This is a genomic window from Ruegeria sp. CH10, assembly GCF_056537125.1.
In genome coordinates, this window is sequence record NZ_JBQFQY010000002.1 from 15279 (window position 1) to 34527 (window position 19249).

At 59.9% G+C, this 19249-nt stretch carries 18 protein-coding genes and 1 tRNA gene; 11 read left to right on the forward strand and 8 right to left on the reverse strand.

Annotated elements, in window-relative coordinates; translation table 11 throughout:
- Positions 1 to 3 precede the first annotated feature (3 nt).
- From ACRZ94_RS06365 to ACRZ94_RS06375, 3 genes are all read right to left on the reverse strand, one after another.
- The gene (locus ACRZ94_RS06365; RefSeq protein ID WP_480651501.1) at positions 4 to 249 is read right to left on the reverse strand and encodes an EF-hand domain-containing protein; all 246 of its coding nucleotides are present in this window, start codon (positions 247 to 249) and stop codon (positions 4 to 6) included.
- Positions 246 to 548: a hypothetical protein gene (locus tag ACRZ94_RS06370; RefSeq protein ID WP_480651503.1), complete on the reverse strand. Its 303-nt coding sequence runs from the start codon at positions 546 to 548 to the stop codon at positions 246 to 248. Before ACRZ94_RS06370 ends, ACRZ94_RS06365 begins: the two co-directional genes overlap by 4 nt.
- 245 nt (positions 549 to 793) lie before the next feature.
- Positions 794 to 4411: a vitamin B12-dependent ribonucleotide reductase gene (locus tag ACRZ94_RS06375; RefSeq protein ID WP_480796932.1), complete on the reverse strand. Its 3618-nt coding sequence runs from the start codon at positions 4409 to 4411 to the stop codon at positions 794 to 796.
- A gap of 531 nt (positions 4412 to 4942) precedes the next feature.
- On the opposite strand from ACRZ94_RS06375, the gene ACRZ94_RS06380 reads away from it, so the two are divergent.
- Positions 4943 to 5377: a hypothetical protein gene (locus ACRZ94_RS06380; RefSeq protein ID WP_480651507.1), complete on the forward strand. Its 435-nt coding sequence runs from the start codon at positions 4943 to 4945 to the stop codon at positions 5375 to 5377.
- 10 nt (positions 5378 to 5387) lie between these two features.
- Here ACRZ94_RS06380 and ACRZ94_RS06385 read toward each other — a convergent pair.
- The 4 genes from ACRZ94_RS06385 to pdxH form a co-directional block, all read right to left on the reverse strand.
- Positions 5388 to 5464, reverse strand: a tRNA-Pro gene (locus tag ACRZ94_RS06385).
- Between the two features lie 43 nt (positions 5465 to 5507).
- Positions 5508 to 5975 carry a DUF192 domain-containing protein gene (locus tag ACRZ94_RS06390; protein ID WP_480651509.1) on the reverse strand — a complete coding sequence of 156 codons (468 nt, stop codon included), beginning with the start codon at positions 5973 to 5975 and terminating at the stop codon, positions 5508 to 5510.
- A 6-nt stretch (positions 5976 to 5981) separates the two neighbouring features.
- Positions 5982 to 6488 (reverse strand): cold-shock protein, encoded by a 507-nt coding sequence (locus ACRZ94_RS06395; protein ID WP_480652867.1) that lies wholly within the window; start codon positions 6486 to 6488, stop codon positions 5982 to 5984.
- Positions 6489 to 6630: 142 nt separating this feature from the next.
- Positions 6631 to 7236, reverse strand: a complete 606-nt coding sequence (gene pdxH / locus ACRZ94_RS06400) for a pyridoxamine 5'-phosphate oxidase (protein ID WP_480651510.1) — start codon at positions 7234 to 7236, stop codon at positions 6631 to 6633.
- Between the two features lie 134 nt (positions 7237 to 7370).
- On the opposite strand from pdxH, the gene fabI reads away from it, so the two are divergent.
- The 5 genes from fabI to trpE all read left to right on the forward strand — a co-directional run bounded on the left by fabI (position 7371) and on the right by trpE (position 13334).
- The gene (gene fabI, locus ACRZ94_RS06405; protein WP_480651513.1) at positions 7371 to 8177 is read left to right on the forward strand and encodes an enoyl-ACP reductase FabI; all 807 of its coding nucleotides are present in this window, start codon (positions 7371 to 7373) and stop codon (positions 8175 to 8177) included.
- 4 nt (positions 8178 to 8181) lie between these two features.
- Positions 8182 to 8691 carry a xanthine phosphoribosyltransferase gene (gene gpt, locus ACRZ94_RS06410; RefSeq protein ID WP_480651514.1) on the forward strand — a complete coding sequence of 170 codons (510 nt, stop codon included), beginning with the start codon at positions 8182 to 8184 and terminating at the stop codon, positions 8689 to 8691.
- 22 nt (positions 8692 to 8713) lie between these two features.
- Positions 8714 to 9889: an aminotransferase gene (locus ACRZ94_RS06415; RefSeq protein ID WP_480796933.1), complete on the forward strand. Its 1176-nt coding sequence runs from the start codon at positions 8714 to 8716 to the stop codon at positions 9887 to 9889.
- Between the two features lie 79 nt (positions 9890 to 9968).
- A complete protein-coding gene (locus ACRZ94_RS06420) occupies positions 9969 to 11810 on the forward strand; it encodes a peptidyl-prolyl cis-trans isomerase (protein WP_480796934.1) in 1842 nt (613 codons plus the stop codon).
- A gap of 12 nt (positions 11811 to 11822) precedes the next feature.
- A complete protein-coding gene (trpE, locus tag ACRZ94_RS06425; RefSeq protein ID WP_480796935.1) occupies positions 11823 to 13334 on the forward strand; it encodes an anthranilate synthase component I in 1512 nt (503 codons plus the stop codon).
- A 47-nt stretch (positions 13335 to 13381) separates the two neighbouring features.
- Here trpE and ACRZ94_RS06430 read toward each other — a convergent pair whose 3' ends face one another.
- Positions 13382 to 14935, reverse strand: coding sequence for a divergent polysaccharide deacetylase family protein (locus tag ACRZ94_RS06430; protein ID WP_480796936.1), 1554 nt, complete (start codon positions 14933 to 14935; stop codon positions 13382 to 13384).
- Between the two features lie 195 nt (positions 14936 to 15130).
- On the opposite strand from ACRZ94_RS06430, the gene ACRZ94_RS06435 reads away from it, so the two are divergent.
- The 5 genes from ACRZ94_RS06435 to ACRZ94_RS06455 are packed head-to-tail and all read left to right on the forward strand — an operon-like array spanning position 15131 to position 19179.
- Positions 15131 to 15712, forward strand: coding sequence for an anthranilate synthase component II (locus ACRZ94_RS06435; protein WP_480796937.1), 582 nt, complete (start codon positions 15131 to 15133; stop codon positions 15710 to 15712).
- Positions 15709 to 16728 (forward strand): anthranilate phosphoribosyltransferase, encoded by a 1020-nt coding sequence (gene trpD / locus ACRZ94_RS06440; protein WP_480651525.1) that lies wholly within the window; start codon positions 15709 to 15711, stop codon positions 16726 to 16728. The genes ACRZ94_RS06435 and trpD overlap by 4 nt, the downstream gene beginning before the upstream one ends.
- Positions 16725 to 17537 (forward strand): indole-3-glycerol phosphate synthase TrpC, encoded by an 813-nt coding sequence (trpC, locus tag ACRZ94_RS06445; RefSeq protein ID WP_480796938.1) that lies wholly within the window; start codon positions 16725 to 16727, stop codon positions 17535 to 17537. The genes trpD and trpC overlap by 4 nt, the downstream gene beginning before the upstream one ends.
- Positions 17537 to 18010, forward strand: a complete 474-nt coding sequence (gene moaC, locus ACRZ94_RS06450; protein WP_480651528.1) for a cyclic pyranopterin monophosphate synthase MoaC — start codon at positions 17537 to 17539, stop codon at positions 18008 to 18010. Before trpC ends, moaC begins: the two co-directional genes overlap by 1 nt.
- Positions 18007 to 19179 (forward strand): molybdopterin molybdotransferase MoeA, encoded by a 1173-nt coding sequence (locus tag ACRZ94_RS06455; RefSeq protein ID WP_480796939.1) that lies wholly within the window; start codon positions 18007 to 18009, stop codon positions 19177 to 19179. Before moaC ends, ACRZ94_RS06455 begins: the two co-directional genes overlap by 4 nt.
- Positions 19180 to 19249: the final 70 nt, after the last annotated feature.

Consider the following 19249-nt stretch of genomic DNA (forward strand, 5'->3'; position numbering starts at 1 on the left):
TGTTCAGCCGTCGGTGGCGGGCAACAGCCCTGCTTCCTGTGCCACGACGATCTCGGCCTCATCCAGCGCGCCGTCGCCATTGGCGTCCATGACCGAGAATGTATCGGCGTCAACACCGGGCACAACGGCCTGAACCTCTTCGATGGTCAGCACGCCATCTCCGTTTGCATCGGCTGTGGTGTCAGCGGCGGCCATGATCGGCAGTCCAAGGATAAGGGTGGAAATAACTGTCAGTGTTTGCGGTTTCATTGTGATGCCTCCTGATTGAGTTCTGCTTGGTTTTGCGTCCGGACACCGACCACAAACATCGCCAGCACCCCCGCTGTCACCCGTACTGAGGGAATCCGCCTGTTTCGCGCCAATCTTTGCGTGTTCGGCCGAGTCGCACCTGCGGCAAGTTGCTCGGCAAAAATCCCCCAAGCGGCCTCGGCGGGTCTTGCCCGGTGCAGGACCGCAATTCCGGCAAGGCTCTGCTCAAATCCGCCTGCCTCAACCCGAAAAAAGAAAAGGGGGCCGAAGCCCCCTGTAGTTTCGCCTTCCAGGCTCATTTCGTTGACCGCCCGGTGTTTTTTTGCCTGCGGCCTGGACTGCGCATGGGGCGAGCGCACCCGCCCCGTGGAAGAGTGGGAAAGAGCAATATTCCGCCCCACCCTGTTCCCGGCCAACACGGGCATGTCGGCCGAGTGGAGAAAGGCATCGGCGGTAAGTCTCGGCGCCTTTCTCCGTATTCGTCGGGGTCGGTACCTGTGGCAGCTATCCGACCCCTGCGCCCCGGGGTGCCGGGGCGCTAAACTCAGCTACACCCGCTTGTCGCGCCGCAGGTGTTGCACTTCATGCAGGTGCCGTTGCGCACCAGCGTGTAGTTGCCGCATTCACCGCAAGGATCGCCCTCGTAGCCTTGCATCTTGGCTTTGGTGCGGGCGTCCATCCCGGTTGCAACTGCGGTTTCAGCTACTGGCGCTTCGAACACGGCGGCCTGTTCGGCCATGCCGGTCGCGTCCGCCTGCGGGTTGAACACGGCCAGATCCTGCGGCAGCCGCTTGCGCAGATACCCGGTGGAACTGATTTGCTTCAACACTTCCAAAGACTTGGACGCCGCGCTTTCGCTGATCTCGGACACATTCGAGACGCCCTCTTCCTCACCGCGACCAATGTCATCAAAGGTCGCGCCCTCGGGCTTCACATGGGCCAGATCGGTGCGGTCCAGATAGGACACAGCCAGTTCACGGAAGATGTAATCCAGGATCGATGTCGCGTTCTTGATCGAGTCGTTGCCCTGCACCATTCCCGCCGGTTCGAACTTGGTAAAAGTGAATGCATCCACGAACTCTTCGAGCGGCACGCCGTATTGCAGACCGACTGAGACCGCGATGGCAAAGTTGTTCATCATCGCCCGGAAGCCAGCACCTTCCTTGTGCATATCGATGAAGATCTCGCCCAGCGAACCGTCCGAATACTCGCCCGTCCGCAGATAGACCTTATGGCCGCCCACGATGGCTTTCTGCGTGTAGCCTTTCCGACGCTCAGGCATCTTTTCACGATGCGAGCGGACGATTTCCTTCACGACCACCTTTTCGATGACCTTTTCGGCCAGCACGGCGGCCTTTTCGGCGGGCGAGCCGCTTTCCAGAACCTCGGCTGCTTCGTCATCATCCTCGACCAGCGCTGCTGCCAGAGGTTGCGAAAGTTTCGAGCCGTCGCGGTAGAGCGCGTTGGCCTTCACACCCAGCGACCAGCTGAGTTCATAAGCCTTCTGGCAATCCTCGATGGTCGCGTCATTCGGCATGTTGATCGTCTTGGAAATCGCGCCCGAGATGAAGCTTTGCGCTGCCGCCATCATGGTGATGTGGCTGTCAACGCCAAGGAAACGCTTACCTTTCTTGCCGCACGGGTTGGCGCAGTCGAAGATCGAATAGTGCTCTTCCTTCAGATGCGGCGCACCTTCCAGCGTCATGGTCCCGCAAACGTGATCGTTCGCCGCGTCGATATCCGCCTTGGTAAAGCCCAGATGGCGCAGCAGATCAAACGTCGGATCATTCAGCTTGGTCGCCGGAATGCCCAACACGCCGGTGCAGAAATCTTCGCCCAGCGTCCACTGGTTGAAGACGAACCGGATATCAAAGGCGCTTTCCAGCGCGGCGTCCACTTTGGCCAGTTCATTGGGGCCAAAGCCGTGACCGGTCAGCGAGGTGTGGTTGATCCCCGGCGCGTTACCGATGGTGCCGTGACCGACTGCGTAACCCACGATTTCTTCGATCTGAGACGAGGAATAGCCCAGTTTCTCCAGCGCCGAAGGCACCGAGCGGTTGATGATCTTGAAGTAACCGCCACCGGCCAGCTTTTTGAACTTAACCAGCGCAAAATCCGGCTCGATCCCGGTGGTGTCGCAATCCATCACCAGACCGATGGTGCCGGTGGGCGCGATCACGGTGGCCTGCGCATTGCGGTAGCCGTTTTTCTCGCCGAGGCTCAGCGCCTCATCCCAGGCCGACATGGCCAGATCGACCAGACGCTTGTCCGGGCAATTACCGTGGTCCAAAGGCACCGGCTTGACCGCCAGCTTCTCATACCCCTCGGTCACACCCTGCGACGCGCGGCGGTGGTTGCGGATGACGCGCAACATGTGATCTGCGTTACGCTCATAGCCTTTGAAGGCACCCAGCTCACCGGCGATTTCGGCCGAGGTCGCATAGGCCACACCGGTCATGATCGCGGTCAGCGCGCCACAGATGGCCCGACCCTCATCCGAGTCATAGCTGTAACCCATGTTCATCAGCAGGCCGCCGATGTTCGCATAGCCCAGACCCAAGGTGCGGAAATCATAGGACAGTTGCGCGATTTCCTTCGACGGGAACTGCGCCATGGTCACCGAGATTTCCAGCGTGAGCGTCCACAGACGCGAGGCATGCATATAGTCCGCCGCCTGGAACTCGCCATCCTTGAGGAAGGTCAGCAGGTTCATCGACGCCAGGTTACAGGCCGTGTCGTCCAGGAACATGTATTCCGAGCACGGGTTCGAGCCGCGAATCTCTCCGTCTGCCGGGCATGTGTGCCACTCGTTTACGGTGTCATGGAACTGGATGCCCGGATCGGCACAGGCCCATGCCGCATGACCGACCTTTTCCCACAGGTCACGCGCCTTGACGGTCTTGGCAACCTTGCCATCGGTGCGGTTGATCAGCTCCCAATCAGCGTCTTTCTCAACAGCCGTCAGGAACGCATTTGTCACGCGGATCGAGTTGTTGGAGTTCTGACCCGAAACCGAGCTGTAGGCTTCCGAATCCCAGTCCGTGTCGTAGGTCGGGAATTCGATGCTGTCGTGACCCTGCTTGGCGTAATCCAGCACGCGCTTGATGTAAGTCTCGGGGATCGCGACTTTTTTCGCCTCGCGCACAGCAGATTTCAGCGCGTCGTTCTTGTTCGGATCATAGGCGTCATCCGCCGCGCCGTCCCAGGACCGGATGGCCTCGAAAATGCCGTTCAGCATCTTTTCGTGCATCTTCGATCCGGCAACGATCGAGGCCACCTTTTGCTCTTCGATCACCTTCCATTCGATGAATTGCTCGATATCGGGGTGATCGGCGTCGACGATCACCATCTTTGCTGCTCGACGGGTTGTACCGCCTGATTTGATTGCGCCCGCGGCGCGGTCGCCGATCTTGAGAAAGCCCATGAGGCCCGAGGACTTGCCGCCACCTGACAGCGATTCACCTTCGGCGCGCAGGTGGCTGAAGTTGGTCCCGGTGCCCGAGCCGTATTTGAACAGGCGCGCCTCGCGCACCCACAGGTCCATGATGCCGCCTTCGTTCACCAAATCATCATCGACCGACTGGATAAAGCACGCATGCGGCTGCGGATGTTCGTAGGCGGATTTCGATTTGGTCAGCTTGCCGGTCTTGTAGTCGACATAGTGGTGCCCCTGAGCCGGGCCGTCGATGCCATAGGCCCAATGCAGACCCGTGTTGAACCACTGCGGCGAGTTCGGCGCGGCACGCTGGGTCGCCAGCATATAGCGCATCTCGTCAAAGTAAGCGCGCGCGTCTTCCTCGGTCGAGAAGTAGCCGCCTTTCCACCCCCAATAGGTCCACGCGCCGGCCAGACGATCAAAGACCTGCTTGGACGACGTCTCACCCGTGAACTCTGCCCCTTCCGCCGGGACCGAGCGCCACAGGAACTCGGGAACATCCTTTTCCTTGACCTTTTTCATCTCGGACGGAACGCCAGCCTTGCGGAAGTATTTCTGTGCGATCACGTCGCTTGCGACCTGGCTCCACTTTGCGGGGACTTCGATGTCGTCCAGACGAAAGACGATGGTGCCGTCCGGGTTCCGAATCTCAGAGGTTACGGACACAAAATCCAAATCTGCGTATGCGTCCTGGCCCGATTTAGTGAATTTCCGTTCAATCTTCATGTCCGCCGCCCTAGATTTAATCAACTTCCCTTTTGGCGTCGGACACGTCTAAGAGTATCTTCCACCGCGCCTGAAATTTGGGCGCAAGAGACCGGGCACTGTCTTTCAACAGCGCAGAACCATTCATGCGGTTGCACGTGTAATTGATGTGCTGTCCGACCCTCGCCCAGTGCCTTACCCGGTTTGACCTACCAGATTTAGTGGCACTCCTTTCGGCCCATACAATCTGGCGTATTCGGCCATAGATCGTCAACGGCCTTTTTCAGTGATTTTTGAAAACTTTTATATTGACCAAAATTCAGAACTTGGCCGTCAGGCGGACAATTGCGATTCCTCCACAGGTTTGACCACAGGCCCAGCCATCGGGACAGCGCGGCGCCCATCTCAATTAACTGTGTTTTGCGGCACAGTTACCGGCATTTGATAAACCCGACATATGATGGGTAGGCTTGTTCAGAATCAGCGCGACGGCCAAACGGCTCTCTGCCGCTATCAGGCACGCGTAACGCTTGAGTAAAAGGATCGGTCTGAATGTCTGGGTTTCGTTTTCTTCCAGTGATGGCTCTGATCGTGGCCTGCACACCACAGGATGTCCCACCGCCCACGCGCAGTGCACAGTTCGATACGTTTCCTGACCGTTTGCTGAACGCGTTTGAAACACAATGCAGCGGACCCGGCGAAGAATTCCGAAAAGCCGGGAATCGGGTGTTCGAATGCACAGAGCTTCTCCCCCCCGAAACCACCGCGTTTCTGATTCTCAACTATGATGGCTATCCGCAAGACCTGCCCCAGAGCATCACACGGATGACCACGGTCAAAAACAGCTCGGGCTACCAAGTGGATGCCGAGTTGTTCTTTAATGTCCCGCAGAGGAACGGCAGTTCAGTACAGGTTCCGGTGGAAAGCACGGCAGTGGATCAGGCGATCAGCGCGCTTTTTCAAGCTATGGGTGGATCGCCTAGATAAAGGAAAGAAGTGGTCGGGGCGGCAGGATTCGAACCTACGACCCCCTGTACCCAAAACAGGTGCGCTACCAGACTGCGCCACGCCCCGGACCGTGCGCCTTCCTAACGATGCCGATCTGATTTGAAAAGCCCTAACAGGGCCAAATTGCGGGGCCTTGCGAAAAAACTTCGTGCTGCATTTGCGTGCCCCGCGTGATCAGGTAGCGCGCCGCCAAACCCGCGTTGATTTCCAGCACCGCAAAAACCGAATCGCCGCCTTCAATCAGCGTTTCATCATGCGGTATCGCGTTTTCATGCACACGAGTCACAGTCCCGGTGCGGTCCAGAAAAATGATGTCCAACGGGATCAGCGTGTTCTTCATCCAAAAGGCAACGCGCTGCGGTGGGTCGAACACAAACAGCATGCCAGACCGCTGTGGCATGGATTCGCGAAACATCAGCCCGCGCGACCGTTCCTGCGGGCTTATGGCCAATTCAATGTTGAATGAGATCTGAGTCGTGTCATTGCGCACCCCAACCCGATCTTCGCGGCAAGCCGCCTGTACATGTGCGGCCCAAAGCGCCGTCAAGACTGTGAGAACCGCAACAAACCTGGTCATTTTGGATCAGTCATCCAATGCGGCTTCCCAGGCAAGGACCTGCGCCGCCATACGTCCACGTTTACCGTCAATGACACGCATCGCCAGCGCCTCACCCGGTTGCAGATCGGCCAGACCAGACCGGCGCAGAACCTCAATGTGCAGAAACACATCCTCGCCCCGACCAAATACATTCGCGAATCCGAATCCTTTGCCCTTGTCGAACCATTTCACCCGCGCTGCCTCCAACGGGGCTTCGGCGATGACCACCGGGTCCAGCTCGGCGAAATCGGCCAGCATCATCGAGTCGGTTCGGGCCGGGGGATCGACACTGATCACCTCAACAGCCTGCACACCGCGATCTGTGCGATGGGTCATGATCTCAATGCCCGCGCCATCGGCAACAGAGCTTTGGCCGAAATTGCGCAACACGTTCACATGCAACAGAATATCCGGGCCGCCTTCGTCAGACACAACGAATCCGTACCCCTTGGCAGGGTCGAACCATTTCACGTGTCCACTGACGCGGTACATGTTGTTCAGATCTTCCGGCACTGTCTTCCCATCATGAAATTTAAGACTTCGTTAAGGGTGCGATGTGTATGGGAATGGCGCGCAAATTCAAGCTGAAAAAACTGTTTGATTCCTGCGTGTTGCATTTCACGATACGTGAATGTCATGGATTCAGCCTCTGCACTTGCCAACCCGAGTCCACCTGTTCACGCCGCCATTGGAACCTGTCATGTAGCCTGAACGCCCCATCGGCCCAGAATTCGATCTCGGTGGGCTCCAGCCTGTACCCTCCCCAAAAAGGTGGCCGCTCAGGATTGGGTCCCAGTTTCGCTGTCACTTTCGCAACCTCTGCCATCAACGCCGACCGGCTACTGAGGGGCTGCGACTGCTTCGACGCCCAGGCCCCAAGACGGCTCTTTAAAGAACGGGACGCATAATATTCGTCAGCTTTCGGCCCGCTTTCCCGGGTTATTGTACCACGAACTCGGATTTGACGCCGCAACGATTTCCAATGAATCACAAAAGCGGCTTTCCCCGCCGAGTCGAGCTCGGCCGCCTTGGCACTGGTGTAATTGGTGTAAAAGACGAACGCATCGGGCTCGATCTCTTTCAACAACACCATGCGGACATTGGGCATGCCATCCGAATCCACCGTCGCCAGCGCTATGGCGTTCGGATCATTGGGCTCGCTGTCTTCGGCCTCACTCAACCACCGCCCCGCTATTTCAAACGGATCGGAGCCAGCGAAAATGCCACCACGCTCGGTCATTTCCATCCCCCGGAAACATTTAATGTTAATCTAAGGCGAGAACCCGCTGCGAGCAAGAGTCCACGGCCTTGAAGCAGCGCAACCAATGGCATAAACCAACTCAACATGACGCGAAGACAGGCGGAGAACCGAACATGTCAAATCAGTTGATGGCCGGCAAGCGCGGCCTCATCATGGGACTGGCCAATGATAAATCGATCGCATGGGGCATTGCCCGCGCGCTTTCTGATGCCGGGGCCGAGCTGGCCTTTTCCTATCAGGGCGATGCCCTGAAAAAACGGGTCGATCCGCTGGCGGCCCAATTGGGCAGCGAAATCGTCCTGCCCTGTGACGTAAGCGATGAGGCGTCGATTGATGCGCTGTTCACCTCGCTTGAGGAAAAATGGGGCAAATTGGACTTTGTTGTTCATGCCATCGGCTTTTCCGACAAGAACGAACTGCGCGGTCGCTATGTCGACACCAGCCGGGCGAATTTCAAGCTGACCATGGATGTGTCGGTTTATTCCTTCACCGCCGTGATGCAGCGCGCCGAAAAGATGATGGGCGAAGGCGGCAGCGCCATCACCCTGACCTATTACGGCGCCGAACAGGTGATGCCGCATTATAATGTGATGGGCGTTGCCAAAGCAGCACTTGAGGCATCGGTCAAATATCTGGCTGAAGACCTCGGCAAGGACGGCATCCGCGTGAACTCGATCTCGGCCGGTCCGATCAAGACGCTGGCCGCCAGCGGGATTGGCGATTTCCGCTATATCATGAAGTGGAACGAGTATAACTCGCCCCTGCGCCGCAACGTGACCATTGATGACGTAGGCAAGTCGGCACTTTATCTGCTGTCCGACCTCAGCAGCGGCGTGACCGGAGAGAATCTGCACGTGGATTCGGGCTATCACATCGTCGGCATGAAGGCTGTCGATGCACCGGACGTTGAAAAAGGTTAAGAACATGAGCGCCAAGGACCGTCTGCCCCACGAAAAGGGCTTTCACATCAGCTGGGACCAGATTCACCGCGACTCGCGCGCGTTGGCGTGGCGGCTGGACGGACAGGGCCCGGATGACGGCGCATGGCGCGCCGTTGTCGCGATCACACGCGGCGGCATGGCCCCCGCGATGATCGTCAGCCGCGAGCTGGACATCCGCACCGTCGACACGATCAGCGTGCGCTCCTACCACCATCAGGCACAGGGCGAGGCCGAAGTGCTTAAGGCCCCCGATGCCGAGTTGATGGGCGATGGTGAGGGCATTCTGATCGTCGATGATCTGGTCGACAGCGGCAAAACGCTGGAACTGGTACGCGCCATGTACCCCAAGGCGCATTTCGCCACTGTCTATGCCAAACCCAAAGGCCGCCCGATGGTCGACACGTTCATCACCGAGGTCAGCCAGGACACGTGGATTTTCTTCCCGTGGGATATGGCCCTGCAATATGTCGAACCCTATCGCGGTACCGACTGATCCCATATATTTGGACCACCCAATGAACCGGACACGCACCGCCGCCACCTTTTCCCCTCCGGTGATGGAGGCGCGGCGCTGGCTGGACGGTGTGGTGTTTCCAAAAGACCGTCCCCTGATCAATGTCAGTCAGGCGGCCCCGGTGGACCCGCCGCCGCTGGCCTTGCGTCAGGCCATGGCAGAATTCGCGGTCAGCGAAGACAGCGCCCATCTCTACGGGCCGGTTCTTGGGAATCCGGACCTCAGGGCCGAGCTGGCCTCTCAGATCAGCCATCATTACTCAGCCGACGTGACCGCCGAGCAGGTTGCGATCACCTCGGGCTGCAACCAGGCGTTTGCCGCCGCAATCTCGGCCCTCACCGATGAAGGGGATGAGATCATCCTGCCAACCCCATGGTATTTCAACCATAAAATGTGGCTGGATATGGCGGGCGTGGGCGCCGTGGCGCTGAAAACTGACGACAATCTGCTTCCCGATCCCGAAGCGGCCCGCGCCCTGATCACAGACAAAACCCGCGCAATCTCACTGGTAACGCCGAACAATCCGGGCGGTGTGGAATACCCTGCCAAGCTGGTGCGCGCCTTTTATGATCTGGCCCGCGAAACCGGCATCCACCTGTTGGTTGATGAAACCTACCGCGATTTCGACAGCCGCAGCGGCTCGCCCCACACGCTGTTCCACCAGCCTGATTGGGACCAGACGCTGGTACATCTGTACTCGTTCTCGAAATCCTACCGGCTGACCGGTCACCGTGTGGGCGCCATTGCAACGGACCCCGCATTGCTGGCCGAGATCGAGAAGTTTCTGGATACGGTCGCCATCTGCCCCGGTCAAATGGGGCAGTTTGCGGCCCTTTGGGGTATGCAGAACCTGTCGCAGTGGGTTGCAGGAGAACGGGCAGAAATCCTGGACCGCCGCGCTGCGATTGAGGAACAAATGCCCCGGTTGGCAAATAAAGGCTGGCGTCTGCTGGGGCTTGGGGCGTATTTTGCCTATCTTGAACATCCCTTTGACATTCCGTCCGACGAACTGGCCCGTCGTCTGGTGGTCGAGGCCGGGATTCTCTTGCTGCCCGGCACCATGTTCATGCCGCAGGACGATCCAGCCGGAAAACGGCAGGTGCGCGTGGCCTTTGCCAATCTCGACCGGACCGGAATAACGGAACTGTTCGACCGGCTTCTGGCCCTGACCTTATGATCTTGCCCCCCGGCGGTGCCCGTCGTATTCAGGGCGGCAACCGACAGGGCAGACCTTTGCCACAGAACAAGAGGGCACCATGGCCGCAGGCATGAAAAACCTATCGAAGACATTTGTCTGGATCCTCATGGGCCTGCTGATGCTGGGCCTTGCGGGCTTTGGCGCAACCAGCCTGACCGGCACCGTGCGCACCGTCGCGCAGGTCGGCAACGAAGACATCTCGGTCAATGAGTATGTGCGCGAATTGCAGCGCGAAATCCGCGCGGTCGAAAGCCAGACTGGTCAGCCCCTGCAAATGTCGCAGGCGCATGAGTTCGGACTGGACCGTCTGGCCCTGTCCCGTCTGACCGCGCTGGCCGCGCTGGACAACGAAGTCGGCGAGCTGGGCCTGTCGATCGGCGATGAGAACCTGCAACGCGAAATCCTTGCCATTCCGGCCTTTCAAGGCGTGAATGGTGAGTTTGACCGCGAAGCCTATCAGTTTCAGCTGGATCAGGTCGGCATGACGGATTCCGAGTTCGAATCGGACCTGCGCAAGGAATCTGCGCGCACCATCGTGCAAAACGCCATTGTCAGCGGGGTTGAGATGCCCTCGGTCCTGACCGAGGTCATGACCGATTACGTCGGTGCCCGCCGCAGCTTTACCGTTGCGACCGTGGGCCCTGAGGCGTTGGAGGTCGCGATTTCCGCACCCACCGATGAACAGATCCAGACCTATTACGATGACAATCAGGATCAGTTCACCCTGCCCCGCACCAAGCAGCTGACTTATGCGATCCTGTCGCCTGACATGCTGTTGGACAGCATCGACGTTGATGAGGATTCGGTGCGCCGCTTGTATGACGACCGCGCCTCGGAATTCTACCAGCCCGAACGCCGGTTGGTCGAACGCCTGACCTATCCGTCGCAGGAAGACGCTGAAAGCGCCAAGGCCCAGCTTGAGGTCGGCGGAACCACTTTTGAACAACTGGTGCGCGACCGTCAGCTGGAGCTGAGCGATATCGATTTGGGCGACGTGACCCGCGATGATCTGGGTGAAGCCGCCGATGCCGTCTTTGCCGCCGATCTGGACACTGTTGTGGGCCCGCTGCCCTCGACCTTTGGCCCGGCACTGTTCCGCATCAATGGGTCGCTGGCCGAAAACAACACTCCGTTCGAAGATGCTGCCCCCGCCCTGCGCGAGGAACTGGCCGCAGACCGCGCCCGCCGCCAGATTGAGGCGCAGGCCGAAGACTTCAACGACATGTTGGCCGGTGGCGCTACGCTGGAAGAGGTGGCATCCGAGACCGAGATGGAATTGGGACAGATCGACTGGAGCCAGCAGAGCGATGACGGCGTTGCAGCCTATGACGGTTTCCGCTCGGCCGCCGCAGCGGTGAACGAAGGCGATTTCCCCGAGATCGCATTTCTGGAAGACGGCTCGATCTTTGCCCTGCGCCTGAACGAAGTGCTGCCCCGCCGCCCCGAACCGCTGGACAGCGCCCGTGACCGGGTTGCCGCCGCTTGGACGCTGGCAGAAACGAACAAGGCGCTGGCCGCGCAGGCGGCAACGGTGATGGAGGGGCTGAAAGCCGATGGTGACTTCACCGCGACCGAACTGCCCTTCCGGGTCGAAAATGCCCTGACCCGCACCGCGTTTCTGGACGATGTGCCCGCCGATTTCATGGTTCAGGTCTTTGAGATGGACCCCGGTGAGCTGCGCGTGATCCCCGCAACCGGTGCCGCCTTTATCGTCCGGCTGGATGAAACCCTGCCGCCCGCCGAAACGGATGAGCTGCGTCAGGCCCAGACCGCTCTTGGCGCGCAGCTGAATCAGGCGCTGGCCCAGAACATCTTCGACGCCTTCGTGCGCGATGCACAGGAACGCGCCCGCCCCATCGTGGATCAACGCGCGCTGAACGCCGTGCAGTCGAGCTATTAAAAGAGACCCAGAATGGCCCTGACCCCCGAGTTTGACAGTTTCGCCCGCGCCTATGAGGCCGGCGAAAATCAGGTCGTCTATACCCGTCTGGCTGCGGATCTGGATACGCCCGTATCCCTGATGCTCAAGCTGACGGGCGCGCAAAAAGACGCGTTCATGCTGGAATCAGTGACCGGCGGTGAAATCCGCGGGCGCTATTCGATCATCGGCATGAAGCCCGATCTGGTCTGGCGCTGCCGGGGCGAGACGTCCGAGTTAAACCGGCAGGCCCGGTTTGATCCCGAAGGCTTTGCGCCGCAGGATGGCAACCCGATGGACAACCTGCGCGCGCTGCTGGCCGAAAGCAGGATTGACCTGCCCGATGACCTGCCGCAGGCGGCGGCGGGCCTGTTTGGCTATCTGGGCTATGACATGGTGCGGCTGGTCGAATACCTGCCCGATGTGAACCCCGATCCGCTGGGCCTGCCCGATGCGATCATGCTGCGCCCGTCGGTGATTGCCGTTCTGGACGGCGTCAAAGGCGAGGTCACCGTTGTCTCACCCGCCTGGGTGGCCGAGGGGCAATCGGCCAAAGCGGCCTATGCGCAAGCCGCCGAGCGTGTGATGGACGCGGTGCGCGATCTGGAACGGGCCATGCCTGCGGAAACCCGCGATCTGGGCGATGCGTCCGAGGCGGGCGCGCCTGTGTCGAATTTCACCAAATCCGGCTATATGGAAGCGGTGGAAAAAGCCAAGGAATACATCCGCGCGGGCGACATCTTTCAGGTGGTTCCGGCGCAGCGCTGGACGCAGGATTTCCCGCAGCCCCCCTTTGCGCTTTATCGCTCGCTGCGGCGTACCAACCCGTCGCCCTTCATGTTCTATTTCAACTTTGGCGGCTTTCAGGTCGTGGGCGCCAGCCCCGAGATTCTGGTCCGCGTCTTCGGCAATGAGGTGACGATCCGCCCCATCGCTGGCACCCGCCCCCGTGGCGCGACGCCCGAAGAAGACAAAGCCAATGAGGTCGATCTGCTGGCCGACAAGAAAGAGCTGGCCGAACATCTGATGCTGCTGGATCTGGGCCGCAACGACACGGGCCGCGTCGCCAAGATCGGCACCGTACGCCCGACCGAAGAGTTCATCATCGAACGCTACAGCCACGTCATGCACATCGTGTCCAACGTGGTCGGAGAGCTGGCCGAAGACAAAGACGCGCTGGATGCGTTCTTTGCCGGGATGCCCGCTGGTACCGTATCTGGTGCGCCCAAAGTACGCGCGATGGAGATCATAGACGAGCTGGAGCCGGAAAAACGCGGCGTTTATGGCGGCGGTGTTGGTTACTTCAGCGCCGGTGGCGATATGGATATGTGTATCGCCCTGCGCACGGCCATCGTGAAGGATCACAAGCTTTATATTCAGGCCGGTGGTGGGGTCGTTTATGACAGCGACCCCGAGGCGGAATATATGGAGACCGTTCACAAATCGAACGCGATCCGTCGGGCCGCGGCGGATGCGGCGCGGTTCACCGGATCACGCAACAGCTAAAGAAAACGGCTGACCGCCTGGGTCAGCCGCTTTGTTCAGTTCGGCGCTTACTGAACCTCTTGCATCATCACGGCGGAAATCGGGGCCATCGCCACGCGGTTTCCGCGATCTTCCAGCCCCCACAACAACAGGGCCGAGATCGTGTCGGGCCGCAAGCGACCCAGCATCACAACGCTGCCCTCTTGCCCGGCACGGAACGCCGCCTGATCCAGAAAGCGCCGCATGATCTTGGGGTCCTGACGGGCGCTGTCGATATCGCGGAAAATCACGCCTGACGGCACACCATTGCGCGCCGCCAGCTTTTGCACGGTGTTCAACCCGTTATCCTGCGTGATCAGCCCCCGGCCCGTGCCGGCGGCAATCGCAGCCACTTGGTCGGCCAGTTTTCTATTGCCCTGAATGCCCGACTCAACCCCTTCGAGAATGCCCACGGTTTCCGGCAGCGTATCGAACCAGACGGCCAGAGAAACCTCGGCGTCCTGCGCACTGGCCGCCTCGGGCAGATCGGCCAGCGCCAAAACTTCAAACCCAGCCTCGCGATGGCGTGCCATTTTTTCAGCGGCTTCCGGGTCTGAGGGACTGACCGCAAAGCTGAGCGCATAGGGGAAATCGCGCAGGGCCTCGGCCCCATACGCGCCCTCATCATCGATCAGGATGATGGACATCAGCGGCTTGGAGTCTGGGTTGTCAAAATCGGCGGCATAAGCCTCGATCGGTTTTCCGGGCACAATCGGGGCCGCATCGGCATCGCCGGTTGGCTCATCGCTGCCCGAGCGTTCGGTCAGCGGAACAACGCGTTTGCCAATCGTCGGTGCTCCGCCTGTGCTGTCCACCCCCCCAATCTGAGGAACCGAAGCGATCCGCGGCAGATTGCGCGGCGCCGTGTCTTCATCGCCTTCGACTGCAATCGGGCTGTCAGCAACCGGATCGGCCTGTGGCTCGGGCGCAGGGGTCGCGGCCACTTCGGGTTCTGTGTTCACTTCGGGTTCGGGAGTAACAGTCGCGACTTCAGGTTCAGGCTGCGGCTCTTCAACGGTTTCAGGCTGCGTATCTTCAACGGTTTCTGGTTCAGACTGCGGGGCGGTTTCGGTCAAATCCGGTTCCGTCGTCGACACTTCAGGTTGCGGTTCCACGGTCTCAAGCGGCGCGGGCTGAGGTTCCGGGACCACCAACGACACTTCTGGTGCAGCTCCCGAGTCGGGGGCGGCCTGTGTCACCGACGGAGCCTGCGGTGCAACCGGCGCTTCGGTCGAAACGGTCACCGGGGTCGACTCGGTCGCGCCGGGTTCTTCACCTTGGGCCGTGGGCTGCGGAACCTCGGGTTGCGACTCCGGCTCAAGCTCGACATCCGACAGTTCAGCCAGTGTATCGGTGCGCTCAACCGGAGAATCAGGGACCGCGGGTGCGAGATCCACCACATCGCCGTCACCATCAGTCTCGGGCGTATTGGCGGTTGTCTCAGCCACGTCTGCCGATTCCGGTTCCGGCGCTGAAAGCGCGACCTCTGGTTCACGCGTCAACGGTGCCCTCAGGGACAGCACTGCCCCCATTGCAAGAACAACGATCGCTCCCACGATCATTCCACCGACAAATCCGCCCATTCCAATTGCCTCTCGTCCTGGTCCTGCTTCGATCGCATATTCGCCGTCTGCTGCGGCATTTACTTACCGCAGCGCCAAGATCGGGATGTCCCCTTGACGCTGCTGCGCAAGCCTGAGCATGTATGTCCCGACATTATACCGTGGCCCGGGGCTGCATCGCCAGTCCGAAATGCCCAAGCCGAGACAAGTGCCCAAATGCTGCTGCTGATCGACAACTACGACTCGTTTACCTACAACCTGGTACATTATTTAGGCGAACTTGGCGCCGAAATGGTCATTCGGCGAAATGATGCCGTAGACGTCCAGGAAGCCATGGCCATGAACCCCGCCGGTATCCTTCTCAGCCCCGGTCCCTGCGACCCGGATCAGGCTGGAATTTGCCTGGCTCTGACCGAAGCCGCCGCCGAGACCAAAACGCCTTTGATGGGTGTATGTCTGGGTCATCAGACCATTGGCCAGGCGTTCGGCGGCGACGTCATTCGTTGTCATGAGATCGTGCATGGCAAAATGGGCACCATGCACCACACCGGCAAGGGCGTGTTCGCCGGTCTGCCTTCGCCGTTCGAGGCGACGCGCTATCATTCGCTGGTGGTTGACCCGAACACCCTGCCTGATTGCCTTGAGGTGACTGCGCATCTGGAAGACGGCACCATCATGGGCCTGCAGCACAAAGAGCTGCCCATCCACGGCGTTCAGTTCCACCCCGAATCCATCGCGTCCGAGCATGGCCACGCCCTGCTCAAGAATTTCCTGTCCGAGATGAAAGTACCCGCATGAGCGACGCTCTGAAACCGCTGATCGGAGCCGCCGCCGAACGGCCCCTGACCCGCGCCGAGGCCGAGCAAGCCTTTGGCATCCTGTTTGATGGCGCTGCCACGCCCAGCCAGATCGGCGGCTTGCTGATGGCGATGCGGACCCGTGGCGAAACAGTTGATGAATATGCCGCCGCAGCTGGCGTGATGCGTGCCAAGTGCAACGCCGTGGCCGCACCCGCCGGGGCCATCGACATTGTGGGCACCGGGGGCGACGGTAAAGGAACGCTCAACATCTCAACCGCGACGGCCTTTGTCGTCGCAGGCGCCGGTGTGACCGTGGCTAAGCATGGCAACCGCAATCTCAGCTCAAAATCCGGCGCTGCTGATGCGTTGGGTCAGCTGGGAATCAACGTGATGGTCGGCCCGGAAGTGGTTGAAAATGCGCTGAAAGAGGTCGGTATCGGTTTCATGATGGCCCCGATGCACCATCCGGCGATTGCCCATGTCATGCCCTCGCGGCAAGAGCTTGGGACGCGGACGATTTTCAACATCCTTGGGCCTCTGACCAACCCCGCCGGTGTCAAACGTCAGCTGACCGGCGCGTTCAGTCGCGAATTGATCCGCCCCATGGCCGAAACCCTTGGGGTACTGGGGGCCGAACACGCGTGGCTGGTCCATGGCTCGGACGGAACCGATGAGTTGACGATCACCGGCGTAAGCTGGGTCGCCGCCTGGGAGGATGGCCGTGTCAAGGATGTCGAATTGCATCCAGAAGACGCGGGCCTGCCCGTGCATCCGTTCGAAGACATCCTTGGCGGGACGCCCGAAGAGAATGCCGTCGCCTTCCGCGCGCTGCTGGATGGCACGCCGTCAGCCTATCGCGATGCGGTTCTGCTGAACGCGGCGGCAGCGCTGGTGGTGGCCGATGCGGCCTCGGACCTGAAAGACGGCGTAGCACAAGCCGTCGAAAGCATCGATAGCGGCAAAGCCAAAGAAAAAATCGCCGCACTGGCCCGAATGACGCAGGAGGCCGCATGACCGTGACGGTACTGGACAAGATCAAAGCTTATAAGCTTGAGGAAGTCGCCTCAGACAAGACGCATAAGTCTTTGGAAACGCTGGAAAATGAGGCCCGCGCGGCATCCGAGGTGCGAGGATTTGCCGAAGCGCTTCATTCAGCCGCCCGCACAGGCTATGGCCTGATCGCCGAGGTCAAAAAGGCCAGCCCGTCCAAGGGTCTGATCCGCCCGGATTTCGATCCGCCTGTTCTGGCCAAAGCCTATGAAGATGGCGGCGCGGCCTGTTTGTCCGTGCTGACCGACACGCCCAGTTTCCAAGGTGCCAAAGAGTATCTGACCGCCGCCCGCGCCGCGACCTCTCTGCCCGCGCTGCGCAAGGATTTCATGTATGACCCCTATCAGGTGGTCGAAGCGCGCGCCTTGGGTGCAGATTGCATCCTAATCATCATGGCCTCGGTCGAAGATGCCCAAGCGGCTGAGCTTGAGCAAACTGCGTTTGACTGGGGCATGGACGTTCTGATCGAGGTCCATGACGAGGCAGAGCTGGAACGGGCTGTTCAACTCAAAAGCCCTCTGATCGGGATAAATAACCGCAATCTCAAGACGTTCGAGACCACTCTTGATACAACGCGCCGCTTGTCGAAACTGGTGCCCGGTGATCGGACAATCGTGTGTGAAAGCGGTCTGGGGTCTCCGGAAGATCTTGCCGATATGGCCCGTTACGGCGCGCGCAGCTTCCTGATCGGGGAAAGCCTGATGCGCAAGGATGACGTGGCCCATGCCACGCGGTCGCTGTTAGCCAGCCCGCTGATGCCCGGAGGAATGTGATGCCGCTCACTCATTTCGATGCGCAAGGTCAGGCGCATATGGTCGATGTGTCGGACAAGGCGGTCACGGACCGGGTTGCCGTGGCTGCGAGTCACATCAAAATGGCGCGGGAAACCTTTGATTTGATTTCAGAAGGCCGGGCCAAGAAGGGTGATGTTTTGGGCGTTGCTCGTCTGGCCGGGATTATGGGTGCTAAGAAAACGCCCGACCTGATTCCTCTGTGCCACCCGCTGCCGGTCACCAAGGTCGCCGTTGAACTGACCCTGGATCCCGACCTGCCGGGTGTTCAGATTGAGGCCACTGTCAAAACCTCGGGCCAAACCGGGGTTGAGATGGAGGCTCTGACTGCCGCGTCCACCGCGGCCTTGACCGTCTATGACATGACCAAGGCTGTCGACAAAGCCATGGAGATCGGCGGCATTCGCGTTCTTCTGAAAGATGGCGGTAAATCAGGGCGTTATGAGGCGACATGATTTCGGTAGAAGACGCCCGCGCCCTGCTGTTTGACCTTGTTTCGCCGCTTGCGGCCGAAACAGTCCCCATAGCGGTCGCAGCCGGGCGCACTCTGGCGCAAGAGGTCAAAGCAAACCGCGATCAACCGCCCTTCGCGGCCTCGTCCATGGATGGCTATGCGCTCAAGGCGACCGAAGTTGAGCTGCACGCCATGTTCAAGGTCATTGGCGAAGCGGCAGCAGGACGCAGGTTTCAGGGCAAGGTCGGCGCTGGTCAGGCGGTGCGGATTTTCACCGGCGCACCGGTTCCCGAAGGTGCGGACTTTGTTGTTATTCAAGAAGATACCGACCGTCGCGGAGATCTTCTGACAATCACAGACGATCCCGGTCCCAAATCGAACATTCGCCCGGCAGGTGTCGATTTCAAGGCAGGTGCATCTATCTCTGCCCCGCGCAGCTTGCGCCCCGAAGACGTGGCATTGATGGCGGCGATGAACATCGCCTCGGTCCCTGTCACGCGCAAACCCGAGGTCGTTTTGATCTCAACCGGGGATGAGCTGGTGATGCCGGGCGAAACGCCGGGGCCGGATCAGATCATCGCGTCCAATACCTTCGGGCTGAAGGCTTTGCTGGAAAACGCTGGCGCGCATGTGCGCATTCTGCCAATTGCACGCGACACGGTCGCCTCGCTTGAAACGGCGTTTAGCCTGGCCAAAGGGGCCGATCTGGTGGTGACCATCGGCGGGGCTTCGGTTGGCGAATATGATCTGGTGGCCGATGTTGCCGACGCGCTGGGGATGGAGCGCGCGTTCTACAAAATCCGCATGCGTCCCGGCAAACCGCTGATGGCTGGGCGGCTGGGCGATACCGCAATGGTCGGATTACCCGGAAACCCTGTGAGCGCAATGGTTTGCGGCTATCTCTTCTTGCTTCCGATGGTTCGCCGCATGCTGGGGCAAGACCGTGTTCTGACGCCCTTCCAACGTGCCCCACTGGCTGAACCGATTGGTCAGAACGGTCCACGCGAGCATTATATGCGGGCGGTACTTGACGGGTCGGGCATCCGCGCATGTGCCGATCAGGACAGCTCACTGCTCAGTGTTTTGGCGCAGGCGAACGCTCTTTTGGTGCGCGAACCGCATGACCCGGCTCGTGCTGCGGGGGATGAGGTCTTGTACCTGCCGATCTAGGCACCGCTCAAATCCGTTGACACAAAACGTGAACATGCGTAGAACAAAAGAAAACGCATGACCGACGAGG